The sequence below is a fragment of the Paraburkholderia sp. BL27I4N3 genome (assembly GCF_003386115.1).
GTDB lineage: Bacteria > Pseudomonadota > Gammaproteobacteria > Burkholderiales > Burkholderiaceae > Paraburkholderia.
The window spans coordinates 674,080-689,512 of record NZ_QREJ01000001.1 but is presented as its reverse complement, the minus strand read 5'-3'; the positions used below and the strand labels follow the sequence as shown (position 1 = coordinate 689,512).

Genomic DNA, 15,433 nt, shown 5'->3' with positions numbered 1-15,433 from the left:
AGCGCCGCGCGATCGTCGAAACGGTGACCGCGCGGCGCCTTTTTAATCGTCAGCACTAATTCACCGCAAATTCATCTTTCCACCGAGTGCCATGGCGTGAACCGCGCCGCTACCAACCGCCGCGCCGAACTTGCGAGCAACGCGGTCCGTAATGCTCTCTTTTACTGTGTAATCGACGATATCCGGCGCTTTGAACAGGTCGCGGGCCACATAATCCGCGTCGCCCAAACCATCGGCAAGGCCGAGTTCGACGCTCTTCTGGCCAGTCCAGAAAAGGCCCGAGAACATGTCAGGCGTTTCATGCAGGCGTTTGCCGCGGCCCTGACGCACCGCTTCGATGAACTGCGCGTGGATCTGATCGAGCATATCCTGAGCATGTTCGTCCATCTTTGGCGTTTCAGGGGAGAACGGATCGAAAAAGCCCTTGTTCTCACCAGATGTGTGCAAGCGCCGCTGAATCCCGAGCTTATCCATCAGGCCGGTGAAGCCGAAGCTGTCCATCAGCACGCCGATCGAACCGACGATGCTCGCCTTATCGACATAAATCTTGTCGGCGGCTGCGGCCGCATAGTAGCCACCCGATGCACACATGTCGCCCACGACCGCGTAGAGCGGAATTGAAGGATATTTCGCGCGCAAACGGCGAATTTCGTTGTAAATGATGCCCGCCTGCACCGGACTGCCGCCCGGACTATTGCAGTGCAAGATCACGCCCGCCGTGCCCGCATCATCAAACGCGCTCTGCAAGGCAGAGTTGATATCTTCCGCGTTTGCGTTCGTATCCGCCGATATCTCACCGTCAAGCGTCACCATAGCCGTGTGACGGCCGGTGGCGGCGACCTTGTCGCCGGAGAAGTCGATGGCCACCCATATCGCCAGTAGCACGACGACCAGAAAAACAAAGCGGAAAAAAATCTTCCAGCGCCGCGCCGCACGCTGTTCATTGATCGCCGCGAGCGCGATACGCTCGAGCGCGGCGCGTTCCCAGCCCGGCTCATCGGCAGGCGTACGGGGGCGGCCATTCAGGGACGGTTCCTTCGGCTCGGGAGTCAAATTGTCGGACATGCAGTGCAGTGCAGTGGAAAGATCGTAGAAGAGAAAAATCAGGGTGTGGCCGGGCGCAGTTCGCCGTCCGGCAGCCAGAAAACGGCTCGGCCTTCCGGCGTATCGCGTTCGTCCACCTGAACCGGCCGCAACCTGCCGCCGCGGCACGGACCGCCGACGCATTTGCCCGTATCAGGCGCGTAAATCGCGCCATGTGTAGCGCACATCAAGTATAAACCGGACGATTCGAAGAACTGCCCTTCGGCCCAGTCCAGCTCCATCGGAACGTGCGCGCAGCGGTTCAGGTAGCCGTAAGCGCGGCCATCGTAGCGGACGAAAAATACGACGACGTCGCCCCCACCGAACTTCGCCGCACGGCGCACGCCCGCGCCGCCGTCGAGCAGTTCGTCCGATGCGCAGACGCGAACCGCCTCCTCCGGCGCTTGCATGGCAGCGGTGCTCATGCGTTCTCCCGCAGCCAGCCGGACAGCGCACTGACGCTCGACGCAACGAATTTCGGCGACAACGCGCTCAACGAATCCGCAGGATGCGCGCCATAGGTGACGCCGATACCCGCCACGCCCGCGTTAATCGCCATTTGCAAATCGTGCGTCGTATCCCCGACCATGACCGTGCGCGCATTGTCCTGGCCCAATTCGCGCGTCAATTCGTGCAGCATCGCCGGGTGCGGCTTCGAGAACGTTTCGTCGGCGCAGCGCGTGCCGTCGAACAGGCTCGTCAGGCGCGACTGATCCAGCGCGCGGTTCAGCCCGACGCGGCTCTTGCCCGTCGCCACGGCCAGCAAATAGCCCTGATCGCGCAGTTCCTGCAACATCTCGCGCACACCGACAAACAGCTCGGTGGTCTGATCCTTCACCAGATAATGGAAGCGGTAGCGCTCGGCCAGCCGCGGATAGTCCGAAGGATCGAGGGTGGGCGCGGCAATCTGCAGCGCGTCGCGCAAGCCCAGGCCGATGACATAGCTGGCCGCCTCGTCGGCGGGCACCGGCAGGCCAAGGTCGCGGCACGCCGACTGAATGCTGCGCGTGATGTGCGCGGTCGAATCCATCAACGTCCCGTCCCAGTCAAAGACGATCAGATCAAATTGCTCTCTAGCCATGCGGTGCCGTCTCCGGGTGTGACCCATTTCGTAGTTCGTTGAGTTGCGCAATGAAGCTGCGGCATTCGGCCGGCAGCGGCGCCTCGAACTGCAGCGGCGCGCCGGTTGCCGGATGCGCGAGCTTCAGCCGGTAAGCGTGCAGGAACATGCGCTTCAGGCCCGGCTTGGCGTTGGCACGCGCCAGAGCCTTGTTGAGCGCAAAGTCGCCGTACTTGGCGTCGCCGACAATGGGCAGTTCCAGATGCTGCAAGTGGACCCGGATCTGATGCGTGCGCCCGGTCTTCAGTTCCGCCTCGAGCAACGCGTATTCCGGCCAGCGGTCGATCAGATTGAACACCGTATGCGACGCGAGACCGTCCGGCTGCACGCGCACGCGGCGCTCGCCGTCGGCCGTCAAGTACTTGTGCAGCGGCTCCTTGACCGCGCGGCGGCGGCCCCAGTCGCTCGCCCAGTCGCCGTGAACGCAAGCATAGTAGCGCTTGTCCATCTTGTTCTCGCGAATCTGCTCGTGCAGATTGACGAGTGCCGAACGCTTCTTGGCGAGCATCAGGATGCCGGACGTTTCACGATCCAGCCGATGCACCAGTTCGAGAAACTTTGCCTGCGGACGGGCCTCGCGCATCTGCTCGATCACGCCGAACGCGACACCGCTGCCGCCGTGCACCGCGACGCCGGCCGGTTTATCGATGACCAGCATGTGGTCATCTTCAAAAATAATCTTGAAATGGGCGGCCGGGACTGGCGCCTGGGAGGCCGTTTCGCTCGGCTGAGCGACGCGGATGGGCGGCACGCGCACCAGATCTCCCAGTTCGAGACGGTACTGCGCGTCTATCCGGCCCTTATTCACGCGCACTTCCCCGCTGCGCAGGATGCGGTAGATATGGCTTTTCGGCACGCCTTTACAGACGCGCAACAAAAAATTGTCGATGCGCTGTCCGGCCGCGCTGTCATCGATTTCGATCATCGAGACCTGGTCGCTTGCGACCGATTTCTGGGATATTTTGCCTAACTCTTTCATTCTGAATATAATTTGCCCAGCAGTCTGCGGCGGCCGGCGCAGTGTCCGGAATTCGGGCGGATTGCGCAGGTGCAAGCGATAAACCGTTATTTTACTTGCGCCGGGGTCTGGTTGCTCACCCTGAAAATGAGATGCAACAAGTTGCACGCACGAAGTCAGCACCCGGCAGGGACGGCGCCCACAGGCGCGTTCGGTCAAGGTCGGCTTCGACGGTAACGGAATTTTGGTAAAAAAGAATTTAACTTTCAGCTTCGGTATCGGGCGGTCTGACGCCCTGCTGTACGAAGCTGCAGGTTGCGAAAATACGGCGTGCGCCCAAGGCGTCTTGTAGAAAATACAAGACATGGCGACGTCAAAATGAGGCGAGACACCCCCAGCAGGAAAAGACGCGCCGACTGCGCGAACTTCCCGCTGCGGCACGACCGCAGCCTTCGACCCTCCGGTCACGCGCCCAGTTGGCGCACCGGCGCGAGTGGACGAAGGCTTATGAAGGTCGGCCGGCAGAACCCGCGGCGTGTCGGGTCGTTATTTGAAGCCGTGTTCGCATGTGCCCTGCGGCACCGTGCCCATTTTTATGGGCCGGGCCCTCTCAGGCAATTCTCCCACCAGCTTTCCCGCTCCAGCGTGCTTGTGAAAACACAATAAGGCGCGGCATGCCGCTGCCCGCTTCGCCCTCGCGACTGACAACCGCGCGGCGGAGGGGCAGGCTAAGCCGCTCTGGAGCCGTTCAATGAAACGAATGTTGTTCAACGCGACGCAGCAGGAAGAACTGCGCGTCGCCATCGTCGATGGGCAAAAACTCATCGATATCGACATCGAAACCGCCGGGCGCGAACAGCGCAAAGGCAATATTTACAAGGGCATCATTACCCGCATCGAGCCGTCGCTCGAAGCCTGTTTCGTCAACTACGGCGAAGACCGCCACGGCTTCCTGCCGTTCAAGGAAGTCGCCCGCCAGTATTTCCGCGACGGCGTCGACATGCGCTCCGCGCGCATCCAAGACGCGTTGCGTGAAGGCCAGGAACTGATCGTTCAGGTCGAAAAAGAAGAGCGCGGCAACAAGGGCGCGGCCCTTACCACGTTCATCTCGCTCGCCGGCCGCTATCTGGTCCTGATGCCGAACAATCCGCGCGGCGGCGGCGTGTCGCGCCGGATCGAAGGCGACGACCGGCAGGAACTGCGCGAAACCATGGCGCAGCTGCAACTGCCGGAAGGCATGAGCATCATCGCGCGCACGGCCGGCATTGGCCGCAGCGCCGAAGAACTGCAGTGGGACCTGAACTACCTGATGCAACTGTGGCGCGCGATCGAAGCCGCGTCGCAAAGCGGTTCGAGCGGTCAGCCGATGCTGATCTATCTCGAATCGAGCCTCGTGATCCGCGCAATCCGCGACTACTTCCAGCCGGACATCGGCGAAATTCTGATCGACACCACCGAAATCCATGACCAGGCCCGCGCCTTCATGGACATCGTGATGCCGGATAATGTCAGCAAGGTGAAGCGGTATCACGACGACGTGCCGCTCTTCTCGCGCTTCCAGATCGAACACCAGATCGAAACGGCGTACTCGCGCACGGTGCCGTTGCCCTCGGGCGGCGCCATCGTGATCGACCACACCGAAGCGCTGGTCGCGATCGACGTGAACTCGGCACGCGCCACCAAGGGCGCCGACATCGAGGAAACGGCCGCGCGCACCAACCTGGAAGCCGCGGACGAAGTCGCCCGCCAGTTGCGCCTGCGCGACCTGGGCGGCCTGATCGTGATCGACTTTATCGACATGGAATCGGCCAAGAGCCAGCGCGAAGTCGAGCAGCGCCTGAAAGACGCGCTCAAGCACGACCGGGCGCGCGTCCAGATGGGCAAGATTTCGCGTTTCGGCCTGATGGAACTGTCGCGTCAGCGTCTGCGTCCGGCGCTGTCGGAAGGCAGCCACGTGACCTGCCCGCGCTGTAACGGCACCGGTCACATCCGCGATACCGAATCGTCCGCGCTGCAAGTACTGCGGATCATTCAGGAAGAAGCGATGAAGGAAAACACCGCGGCAATCCATTGCCAGGTGCCGGTCGAAGTGACCGCCTTCCTGTTGAACGAAAAGCGCGCCGAGATCAACAAGATCGAATCGCGTTTCAAGGTCAACGTCGTACTGATCCCGAACAAGCACCTCGATACGCCGCATTACAAACTCGAGCGTCTGCGTCACGACGACGCGCGCCTCGACGATCCGCGCGCCTCGTGGAAGATGGCCGAAGAAGCGGCGCGCGAACTGGAATCGGAAACTGGTTACAGCAAGCGCACCGAAGAAGTGAAGCCGAAGCAGGAAGCGGCGGTCAAGGGCATCACGCCTGAAAAGCCGGCGCCGAGCGCGCCGGTTCGCCCGGTCGCCGCCCCGGCTCCGGTCGCGGTCACGCCGGCGAGCGGCGGTTTCATCGGCTGGTTGAAGAATCTGTTCGGCGTGCAACCGGCCGCTCCGGCGCCCGTCGCGCCGGCCACGACCGAAAAGCCGGCGCGTCCGCAACGCGGCGAACGCACGGAGCGTGGTGAGCGCACCGGCGAACGCGGCGGCGATCGCAACCGTAATCGCCGTACCGGCACAGGCACTCGCGACGCAGCGGGCCGTGGCGAAGGCACGAGCGGTGGCCGTCAAGGCCAAGGTCAACAGCCGTCGCAACGCCGTGAAGAGCGCGAGCCGCGTGAAGGCCGTGAGGTGCAGGCACGCGAAGGCCGCGAGCCGCGCGAAGCACGTGAAGCGCGCGAACCGCGCGGCAATCGTGAGCCGCGTGAAGGCCGTGAAGGCCGTGAACCGCGCGAGGCACGCGAGGCGCGTGAGCCACGCGAGGGTCGTGAAAACCGTGACCGCGACAATCGCGGCGCTGAGCGCGCGGAAACGGCGGAAGCCGCACCGCGTGGCGAACGTCCGGAACGCGGCGAGCGCCGTGAGCGTGGCGAGCGGGCTGAACGTGGCGAACGCCGCAAGCCGCAAGGAGAAACCGCGGACGCATTGACGCAAAGCGAAGCGCAAACGGCGGAAGACTTGGTGCAAAACCAGACCGCTCTGGGCGAAAACGGCGCGCCGATCGATCAGGAAGCAGTGGCGCGTGAAGGCGAAGAGCGCCGTCGTCGCCGTCGCGGCCGTCGCGGTGGCCGTCGTGAGCGTGAAGAGGACGTGAACGGCAATCTGGCGGCGGACGTCGCGGAAGCTGAAGGCGACAACGCGAGCGCAACCGACGAAGCGCCGGTGCGGACAGCGCATCAGCCGGTCGAACGCAAGCCGGAAGTTGTCGAGGCGAAGGACGTGACGCCGGTGGAAGTGGTGGTCGCTGCTGTCGCAACGGAAACCGTCGTGGTAACCGAGCTGCACGCCGCAAGCGAAACGCCGGCTCTGGCCGTCGAAAAGGCTGCGAAGACGGAAACGGTGGTATCGGTCGCGGAAGCGCCGGTTGCGCCGGCCGCCATCGAGCCGGTCGCCGAAACGCCGGTGGCGCAAGCCGCTGCGGAGCCGGTCGAAGCAGCGCAAGCTGCGCCGGCCGCTAGCGAAACGGTTTCGCTGGTCGAACCGGTCGCACATGCCCAAGCCCCGGCTCAAGCGCAGGTTGAAGCGCCGGCAGTTGCGCCGGTTGTCGAAGCGCAAGCCGCTGCTCCGGCTCCAGTCGAAACCGCGGCTCCCGCTGCAGTGGTCCAAGCGCCCGCTGTTCAACCTGCACCGCAGGCTGAAATCGTCGAACCGCAGCCGGTCGCGGTAGCGGTAGCACCGGCAGCCGAATCGGCAGCGATCGAGCCGGCGCCCGTCGCCGTCGCACCGCAAGCTGCGCAGCAAGCGCCGCGTCAGACCGCCGTGTCGGCGGAAGCCCTGCAGCCGGTGCTGGAACAAGCCGGCCTCGTCTGGGTGAACACCGACGCCGACAAGCTGCGCGCGGCTCAGGAAGCTGCTGCGCAGACCGCCAAGCCGGCTCGTGTGGTGCGCGAACGCAAACCGCTGCCGCCGCTCGACAGCGCGCCGATGCAACAGGTGGAAACAGGCGGCCACCCGCAGTAAGCCGCCCCGCCGCACTCAAAAAGCCCGCCCTCACCGGCGGGCTTTTTTTATGGGCGCGCGCCGCAGCCCGAACGCGCCGCGATAAGCCACTCCCCGTATACCCCGACACGGCCTGGGGTACCCCTGCCGCCTGAAGCATTTCCGATAGAATGAATATCAAGCTCTAATTTCAAAGCACTAACCGACGCATTCATCGAAGCAATTCATGTCCCGACGCATCATCCCTGTTGCCGATCTCAGCGCCGTGCCAGTCATCGCCGGCCCCGTGCAGACGCCTAGTGGCGCGCTGCACGACACGCTTGCGCGGCCGCTGCGCGACCTGCGCATTTCGGTCACGGATCGCTGCAATTTCCGGTGCGTCTATTGCATGCCTCGCGCGGTGTTCGACAAGGACTACACGTTTTTGCCGCACAGCGCCTTGCTGAGCTTCGAGGAAATTGAACGGCTGGCGCGACTGTTCGTCGCACATGGCGTCGAGAAAATCCGTCTGACGGGCGGCGAACCGCTATTGCGTAAGAATCTGGAATTCCTGATCGAACGCCTCGCGCAACTGACCACGCCGGCCGGCCGGCCGCTCGATCTGACGCTGACCACCAACGGTTCGCTGCTGGAACGCAAGGCACGCAGCCTGAAAGACGCCGGTTTGACCCGCGTCACGGTGAGCCTCGACGCGCTCGACGACACGCTGTTCCGCCGCATGAACGACGCGGACTTCGCCGTCGGCGACGTGCTGGACGGCATTGCCGCGGCGCACGCGGTGGGCCTCGCGCCGGTCAAGGTCAACATGGTCGTCAAGCGCGGCACCAACGACAGCGAAATCGTGCCGATGGCGCGTCACTTCAAAGGCTCGGGCGCGGTGCTGCGCTTCATCGAATACATGGACGTGGGCACGTCGAACGGCTGGAACATGACGGAAGTGCTGCCGTCCGCCGACGTCGTCACGCGCATTGCCGAACACTTCCCGCTCGCGCCGCTCGAAGCGCACAGCGCCGCCGAGACCGCGCAGCGCTGGGGCTACGTCGACGGCGGCGGCGAGATCGGTGTGATTTCAAGTGTGACGCGCGCGTTTTGCGGCAGTTGCACGCGAGCGCGTCTGTCGACCGAAGGCAAGCTCTACCTGTGCCTGTTCGCCTCGTCGGGGCACGACCTGCGCGCGCTGGTGCGCAACGGCGCGAGCGACGCCGACATCGCCACCGCCATCGCCGAAATCTGGCAGGAGCGCGGCGACCGCTATTCGCAACTGCGCGGCAGCAACGCCGCCGAGTCGCTCGTGCGCGATGGCCGCCGCGTCGAGATGTCGTACATCGGCGGCTGAGCGGCGACACGTGAAGCCGACGCGCGATCACATCACCGGGCTGTTGCTCGCGGGCGGCCGCGGCATGCGCATGGGCGGCGCCGATAAGGGTCTGCAAATGCTGCATGGCGAGCCGCTCGCCGTCCATGTGCTCAAGCGCCTCGCGCCGCAAACCGGCGCCCTGCTGATCAGTGCCAATCGTCACCCTGAGGCCTACCGCGCGCTCGGCGCGCCGTTCGACGCCACGGTAGTGGCGGACACTCTGGCCGACTTTCCGGGCCCGCTGGCAGGCTTGCTCGCCGGCTTACGCGCAGCCGGTGGCGATTATCTACTCAGCGCTCCCTGCGACTCACCGTGGCTGCCCGCCGACCTGGCCAAACGCCTCGCGCACGCGCTGGACTCGAACGGGGCCGACATCGCCACGGTCACCACCATTGACGCGCACGGCCAAACGTCCTTGCATCCGGTCTTCGCGCTCTTGCGCACGAGTCTCGCCGACGATCTCTCGGCCTTCCTCGAAGCCGGCGAGCGTAAAGTGCGCGCGTGGTACGCGCGCCACAAGACGGTGGAAGTCGTCTTTACCGACGAGCGCGCGTTTTACAATATCAATTCGCTACAGGAACTCGCCGACCTCCAGCGTGATTGAGGCCACGGTTGAAATCCCGCTCCGGCCGCACGGCAACCGCCGCTCCCGCCGCCGGTCGCGACGCTCAGCTCTTCATGACCACGCCTAACGAATTTTCCCGCTGCGTCGCGCAGTACGATCCTCACGCGCTGCCTGTCCCGGCCGCACAGGCAATTGTTCGCCAGTGGGCCGCGCCGGTCACGGCCAGTGAACGTGTGGCCTTGCGCGACGCGCTCGATCGCGTGCTCGCGGCCGATATCGTGTCGCCGATCGACGTCCCCTCGCACGACAATTCCGCCATGGACGGCTACGCGTTCAACCGTGCGTCGCTCGCCACGGGCGCGGCCACGGTCGAATTGGCGATCGTCGGCAAGGCGCTGGCCGGGCATCCGTTCGCGGGCCGCGTCGAGGCCTCGCAATGCGTGCGCGTGATGACCGGCGCCTGCATGCCGGCCGACTGCGACACGGTCGTTCCGCAAGAGCTCGTCGAGCGCGGCGCCGATTCCGTTTCAATTCGCTTTGCGGCCAATGCCGTAACGGCCGGCGCAAATCGGCGCCTCGCCGGCGAAGACCTCGCGCGCGGCCATGCGGCGCTGCGATCAGGACGCATCATGCGGGCGTCGGACCTCGGCTTGCTGGCCTCGCTCGGCATCGGCGAAGTCAATGTCAGGCGGCGTTTGCGCGTCGCCTTCTTCTCGACCGGCGACGAATTGCGCTCGCTTGGCGAGCCGCTCGATCCAGGCTGCGTGTACGACAGCAACCGCTACACGCTGTTCGCCATGCTGCGGCGCCTGAATATCGACACACTCGACCTCGGCGTAGTGCGCGACGAACCCGCCGCGATGGAAGACGCCTTGCGCAGCGCCGCGGCGAATGCCGACGTGGTGCTGACCTCGGGCGGCGTCTCGGTCGGCGAGGCGGATTTCACGAGGCAACTGCTGCAAACTTTTGGCGACGTCGCGTTCTGGAGTCTCGCCATGCGCCCGGGCCGACCACTCGCCTTCGGCCGCGTCTGGTCCGGCGAGCGGCCGGGTGTCGGGCGTCCCGCGTTATTCTTCGGTTTGCCGGGCAATCCGGTCGCCGTAATGGTGGCGTTCTATCAGATCGTGCGAGAAGTGCTGCTGCTGATGTCGGGCGCCACGCCCCAACCGCTGCCGGTCATTCACGCCATGAGCCGGCAGGCCATCCGCAAACGCGCCGGGCGCACCGAGTTCCAGCGCGGTCTGGCCGAGCAGGACGCGCGTGGACAATGGCACGTCACGCCGACCGGTTCGCAGAGCTCCGGCGTGCTGAGTTCGATGAGCGAAGCCAATTGCTTCATCGTGCTCGGGCACGATGAAGGCGAGATCGCCGAAGGTGAGCGCGTCGCCATCATGCTGTTCGACGGACTCATCTGACCACTGACGCGGGGCAGAGGCAACGCACCCGCCAGCGCTCATTTGCTGCTTTACCCATTACTACTACGACACACGGGTTTGACTTACATGAAAAAACAGATCTCGTTCATTGCACCGGGACAGACGGCCAAAGCACTCATCCTCGTGTACCTGACGTTTTCGGTGCCGATCGTGCTGCTGGGCGTGCTGGTCGCGTTCGTGCGCTATGGTTCGGTGGAACTGAGCACGGTGTTCAGCGCGCTGCTGCTGAACGCGATCCTCGGTTTCATCCTGCTGTGGATCGCATGCCACGCGTATAACTGGGTGGCATCGCGCTTTGGCGGCATTGAAATCCATCTGACCGACGCACCGGAAGAGGCGTAATGCCCGCGACGATCCGCGCCGCCACGCCCGCGGACACCGGCGCCATCTTCGCGCTGACGTACGAACTCGCGCAGTTCGAAAGTCTCACGCACGTGTTCGTGGCGACCGAAGACGGCTTGCGCGACGCGCTATTCGGGGCGCGGCCTTCAATCGAGGCGCTGGTGGCGGAAAACGAAGGCCGCATCGTCGGCTATGCGCTGTTCTTCCACAATTACTCGAGCTTCGTCGGCAAGCGCGGACTGTATCTCGAAGACGTCTACGTGCAACCCTCGCAACGCGGTAGCGGTCTTGGCACCGCGTTGTTGCAGCGTCTTGCCGCATTGGCGGTGGAACGACAATGCGGGCGGTTCGAATGGACCGTGCTGGACTGGAACCAGCAGGCCATCACCTTCTATGAAAAGATGGGCGCGACTGTCATGCCGGATTGGCGTGTGGTGCGTCTGACAGGTGAGGCGCTGGAACAGCTGGCGGCGGGCGCAGGCGCCTGAGCGAGTGCCAGGCGTGTTCTTGCGTTGCTTTTCGCGGAGTCAACTTGCCGCGCCACCGCCACTACCCAACCGCTAGCAGCATTCCATCACTGTTCGTCAGGACCCACGCCCGACAGCGCATCTCCGAGCAATCCGCTCGCCTCTTCACCCGGCAACGCCTCGACGTCGCGCAATCGGCGGCTCATGACGCGCGTACGTGTTTCCGCCGCTTCAATGGAGCGCGTCACCGTCTCCAGTTGCGCCTTTGTCTTGGCCAGCACGTCGCCGAATTTGCCGAACTCCGTTTTCACCGCGCCGAGCACCTGCCATACCTCGCTCGATCGCTTCTCGATCGCGAGCGTGCGGAAACCCATCTGCAAACTATTGAGCAAGGCGGTCAGCGTGGTCGGCCCCGCGATCGTCACGCGATAGTCGCGTTGCAACAGGTCCGTCAAGCCCGGCCGGCGCAACACTTCCGCATATAACCCTTCGGTCGGCAGAAACAGCAGCGCGAAGTCGGTGGTGTGCGGCGGCGACACGTACTTCTCCGCGATCGTGCGCGCCTCGGCACGAATCCGCGCTTCGAGCGCACGCGATGCGTCCTCCACTGCGACCGGATCGGCGCGCTCCTGCGCTTCGATCAGACGCTCGTAGTCTTCACGCGGAAATTTGGCGTCGATGGGCAGCCACACAGGTGTGGCCGCAGCACCCTGCTCCGCGCGTCCCGGCAGCTTGATCGCGAACTCGACGCGCTCCGCGCTTTTCGGCACCGTCGCAATGTTCTTCGCGTACTGGTCGGCGGTGAGCAGTTGCTCGAGCAACGCTTCGAGCTGCACTTCACCCCATGTGCCGCGCGTCTTCACATTCGTGAGAACCTTTTTCAGATCGCCGACGCCGGCGGCCAGCGTCTGCATCTCGCCCAGTCCGCGGTGCACCTGTTCGAGCCGGTCCGACACCAGCTTGAACGACTCGCCCAAACGCTGTTCGAGCGTAGCGTGCAATTTTTCGTCGACAGTGCGGCGCATTTCGTCGAGCTTGAGCGAGTTGTTCGCCTCGATATCCTTGAGCCGCTGCTCGATGGTCGCGCGCACTTCGGCAAAGCGGCGGTCGTTCGCCTCGGTGAGTTGCCCCAACTGCAGGCTCAGCGTGTCGCCGAACTGCTTGAGCGAGCGGCCCTGCTCGTCGCGCGCCTGCTGGGCCTGCGCCTGCAGACTGTGGCGCACGGCGTCGAGCTGCTGGGCGAAACCGTCGATCTTGCCGCCCTGCACCGTCGTCATGCTGCTGAACTGCGCGGCCAGCGTCTGCTGAAAATGCGCGAACCCGCTGCTCTGTTCGGTACGCGACACGCGTGCCGTCTCGGTGATGTCATTGCGCAGTTGCCGCTCAAGCCGCTCGTAGGCGTGCGCTTGCGCGTCGGCCGTGGCGTCCATGCGTTCGTTGAGCAACTCGAACTGCTCGTTGTCCTCCGCCCGGCCATGAGCACGCATCAGCAAAATCAGAGCGATAACCAACGCGACCGCCAGCACGGCAACGGCCGCCACCAGATACATTGTCATGAACGCGCCTTGCCGATGACCTCGGGGTTGACCGGATTGGGCGGCCGCCCCGCGCGCGGACCTTCGCCCAGGCCCGCGATCAGATTGTCCGCGGCGAGATTCGCCATGGCGCGGCGCGTGGCTTCAGTGGCGCTGGCAATGTGCGGCGTCAGCACGACATTCGGCACGCTGAGCAGATCCTGATTCAGGTTCGGCTCGCCTTCGAACACATCGAGACCGGCGGCGGCAATCTGCTTTGAGCGCAACGCTTCGACGAGCGCCGCGTCGTCGACGATACCGCCGCGCGCGATATTCGTAAGCGTCGCGCTCGGCTTCATCAGCGCGAGTTCTGCCGCGCCGATCGTGTGATGGTTCTCCTTCGTGTACGGCAGAACGAGCACGACGTGATCGGCGCGCCGCAGCAGATCCTGCTTCGATGCGTACTCCGCGTTCAGCTCGGCCTCGATCTCGGGCGCCACGCGCGAACGGTTGTGATAAATCACCTGCATGTTGAAACCTTTCGCACGACGCGCAAGCGCCTGGCCAATACGGCCCATGCCGATCACGCCGAGCGTCGAGCCGTGCAGATCGCTGCCGAGAAACGCGTCGTACGCCCACTTCTGCCACTGGCCCGCGCGCAGCCAGTGCTCCGATTCGGTGATGCGGCGCGCCGCCGCCATCATCAGCGCCCAGCCGAAGTCCGCGGTCGATTCGTTGAGCACGTCCGGCGTATTGGTGCCGAGCACGTTGGCCGCGTTGAAGGCTGCCATGTCGAAGTTGTTGTAGCCCACCGCCATATTCGACACCACGCGCAGACGCGGCGCCGCGGCGAGTTCGGCGGCGCCGACCGGATCGCCCGCGGTCAGCGCGCCGTCTTTATCCGCGAGACGGCGTTTCAGTTCGTCGGCGGGCAACACGTCGCCCTGATTCCAGTCGACGTCGAAATACTGTTTGAGCCGTTCGATCACATCGGGAAAAATCGGCCGGGCGACGAGGATCTTCTGCATTGCAATTCTCCGTAAAGCGCGTCGAGTTCGATTGCCTCGGCGTCAAAAAAAGAGCCAGCCGGTGACGAGGAAAAGCGGCAGCAACACGGCGGCTGACCAGCCCATATACGCGAAAAAGCCCGGCATGCGAACGCCGCGCGATTCCGCGATGGCCTTCACCATGAAGTTCGGCGCATTGCCGATATACGTGTTCGCGCCCATGAACACCGCGCCCGCCGAGATCGCCGCGAGCGTGGTGGCGCCGGTGGTCATGAGCGTCTGCGCGTCGCCGCCGGCCAGGTTGAAGAACACGAGGTAAGTCGGCGCGTTGTCGAGAAACGAAGATAGCAGGCCAGTCGCCCAGAAGTACATCAGATCGTGCGGCTGGCCCGAGGCGTCTTTGACCAGATGAACGATGCCGGCGAACGCGCCCGCCTCGCCGGCGCGCAGAATCGTGATGACCGGCGCGATCGTCACGAAAATGCCGGCGAACAGTTTGGCCACTTCTTCGATCGGCGCCCAGTTGAAGTCGTTGCCCGCGCGAGCCGCGCGCGGCGTGAGCGCCAGCGAGAGCAGAGTGACGACGATCAGCGCGGCATCGCGCACGGCACTTTGCAAAGCCACTTGCGTGCCGAACACGTCGAACTCCACGCCCGGTTTCCACAGCCCGCTCATCAGCACGAGCGCGATCACCACGGCCAGCAGCACGAAATTGATTTTGCCGTCGATGCCGAGTGGCGGCGTGTCGGGTGTCGGATCGAGAAAAAGCGAACGCTCTTCCTCGCGCCGATGAAAGTAGTACGAGTCCAGCGCGTAGAACGCGATCAGCAGCACACCGCAGACGAACAGCATCGGCAGCGCGAGATGCACGGTGGTCCAGAAGAAACTCACGCCCTGCAGAAAGCCGAGAAAGAGCGGCGGGTCACCCAGCGGCGAAAGCGACCCTCCCGCGTTGGCCACGAGGAAGATAAAAAACACGACCACGTGAACGACGTGCTTGCGATTGTCGTTGGCGCGCAGCAGCGGGCGAATCAGCAGCATCGCCGCGCCCGTCGTGCCCATGATGCTGGCGAGCAAGGTGCCCAGCGCGAGGATCGCCGCGTTCAGGCGCGGCGTGCCATGCAGATTGCCGCGTACGCAGATGCCGCCCGCCACGGTGTAGAGCGCCGTCAGCAGCACGATGAACGGCATGTATTCTTCGAGCAGCGCATGCACGAGCGTGCCGAATGCGACGCTGCTACCGTAGTTGAGGGCGAACGGCACGAGAAACACAAGCGCCCACGCCGCCGCAATCTTGCCGAAATGGTGATGCCAGAACGCCGGCGCGATCAAGGGAAAGACCGTGATCGACAGCAGCACGCCCGCGAACGGCAGCCCCCACAGCGCCGACAAAGCCGCGCCGTCGAGCGTTGCGGCAGATGCCAACTGCGGCCAGCCAGCCAGCATCAATGCAGCTGCGAACCCCATGCCCGTCAAGACGGCACGTTGTTTCATAGATTTGAAGTCCTTGTTATTGCTTAAGGCCGCACAGCGGAGCATGCGTCCTGATGC

13 protein-coding genes are annotated in these 15,433 nt (G+C 64.2%); 6 read left to right on the top strand and 7 right to left on the bottom strand.

The window, feature by feature from the left end:
• Nucleotides 1–60: 60 nt before the first annotated feature.
• The 4 genes from B0G71_RS03155 to B0G71_RS03140 are packed head-to-tail and all read right to left on the bottom strand — an operon-like array spanning nt 61 to nt 3,182.
• The gene (locus B0G71_RS03155) at nt 61–1,065 is read right to left on the bottom strand and encodes a S49 family peptidase (RefSeq protein WP_116139689.1); all 1,005 of its coding nucleotides are present in this window, start codon (nt 1,063–1,065) and stop codon (nt 61–63) included.
• 38 nt (nt 1,066–1,103) lie between these two features.
• Complete coding sequence (locus B0G71_RS03150) at nt 1,104–1,508, bottom strand: Rieske 2Fe-2S domain-containing protein (protein WP_116139687.1); 405 nt, start codon at nt 1,506–1,508, stop codon at nt 1,104–1,106.
• On the bottom strand, nt 1,505–2,164 hold the full coding sequence (locus B0G71_RS03145) for an HAD-IA family hydrolase (RefSeq protein ID WP_116139685.1): 660 nt from the start codon (nt 2,162–2,164) through the stop codon (nt 1,505–1,507). The genes B0G71_RS03150 and B0G71_RS03145 overlap by 4 nt, the downstream gene beginning before the upstream one ends.
• Nucleotides 2,157–3,182 (bottom strand): RluA family pseudouridine synthase, encoded by a 1,026-nt coding sequence (locus B0G71_RS03140; RefSeq protein WP_116139684.1) that lies wholly within the window; start codon nt 3,180–3,182, stop codon nt 2,157–2,159. The genes B0G71_RS03145 and B0G71_RS03140 overlap by 8 nt, the downstream gene beginning before the upstream one ends.
• 730 nt (nt 3,183–3,912) lie before the next feature.
• Here B0G71_RS03140 and B0G71_RS03135 point away from each other — a divergent pair.
• The 6 genes from B0G71_RS03135 to B0G71_RS03110 all read left to right on the top strand — a co-directional run bounded on the left by B0G71_RS03135 (nt 3,913) and on the right by B0G71_RS03110 (nt 11,382).
• Complete coding sequence (locus B0G71_RS03135) at nt 3,913–7,215, top strand: Rne/Rng family ribonuclease (RefSeq protein WP_116139682.1); 3,303 nt, start codon at nt 3,913–3,915, stop codon at nt 7,213–7,215.
• A gap of 205 nt (nt 7,216–7,420) precedes the next feature.
• Nucleotides 7,421–8,530 carry a GTP 3',8-cyclase MoaA gene (gene moaA / locus B0G71_RS03130; protein ID WP_106283773.1) on the top strand — a complete coding sequence of 370 codons (1,110 nt, stop codon included), beginning with the start codon at nt 7,421–7,423 and terminating at the stop codon, nt 8,528–8,530.
• A complete protein-coding gene (gene mobA, locus B0G71_RS03125; protein WP_404935318.1) occupies nt 8,493–9,155 on the top strand; it encodes a molybdenum cofactor guanylyltransferase MobA in 663 nt (220 codons plus the stop codon). The genes moaA and mobA overlap by 38 nt, the downstream gene beginning before the upstream one ends.
• Nucleotides 9,156–9,229: 74 nt before the next feature.
• On the top strand, nt 9,230–10,531 hold the full coding sequence (glp, locus tag B0G71_RS03120; RefSeq protein WP_116139678.1) for a gephyrin-like molybdotransferase Glp: 1,302 nt from the start codon (nt 9,230–9,232) through the stop codon (nt 10,529–10,531).
• Nucleotides 10,532–10,618: 87 nt separating this feature from the next.
• Complete coding sequence (locus tag B0G71_RS03115) at nt 10,619–10,894, top strand: hypothetical protein (protein ID WP_106283775.1); 276 nt, start codon at nt 10,619–10,621, stop codon at nt 10,892–10,894.
• The gene (locus tag B0G71_RS03110; protein WP_116139676.1) at nt 10,894–11,382 is read left to right on the top strand and encodes a GNAT family N-acetyltransferase; all 489 of its coding nucleotides are present in this window, start codon (nt 10,894–10,896) and stop codon (nt 11,380–11,382) included. Before B0G71_RS03115 ends, B0G71_RS03110 begins: the two co-directional genes overlap by 1 nt.
• Before the next feature lie 86 nt (nt 11,383–11,468).
• On the opposite strand, the gene B0G71_RS03105 is transcribed toward B0G71_RS03110, so the two are convergent.
• The 3 genes from B0G71_RS03105 to B0G71_RS03095 are packed head-to-tail and all read right to left on the bottom strand — an operon-like array spanning nt 11,469 to nt 15,349.
• A complete protein-coding gene (locus tag B0G71_RS03105) occupies nt 11,469–12,917 on the bottom strand; it encodes a DNA recombination protein RmuC (protein ID WP_116139675.1) in 1,449 nt (482 codons plus the stop codon).
• Nucleotides 12,914–13,903 (bottom strand): D-glycerate dehydrogenase, encoded by a 990-nt coding sequence (locus B0G71_RS03100; protein WP_116139673.1) that lies wholly within the window; start codon nt 13,901–13,903, stop codon nt 12,914–12,916. Before B0G71_RS03100 ends, B0G71_RS03105 begins: the two co-directional genes overlap by 4 nt.
• Before the next feature lie 42 nt (nt 13,904–13,945).
• The gene (locus B0G71_RS03095) at nt 13,946–15,349 is read right to left on the bottom strand and encodes a sodium:proton antiporter (RefSeq protein ID WP_404935455.1); all 1,404 of its coding nucleotides are present in this window, start codon (nt 15,347–15,349) and stop codon (nt 13,946–13,948) included.
• Between the last annotated feature and the right edge of the window lie 84 nt (nt 15,350–15,433).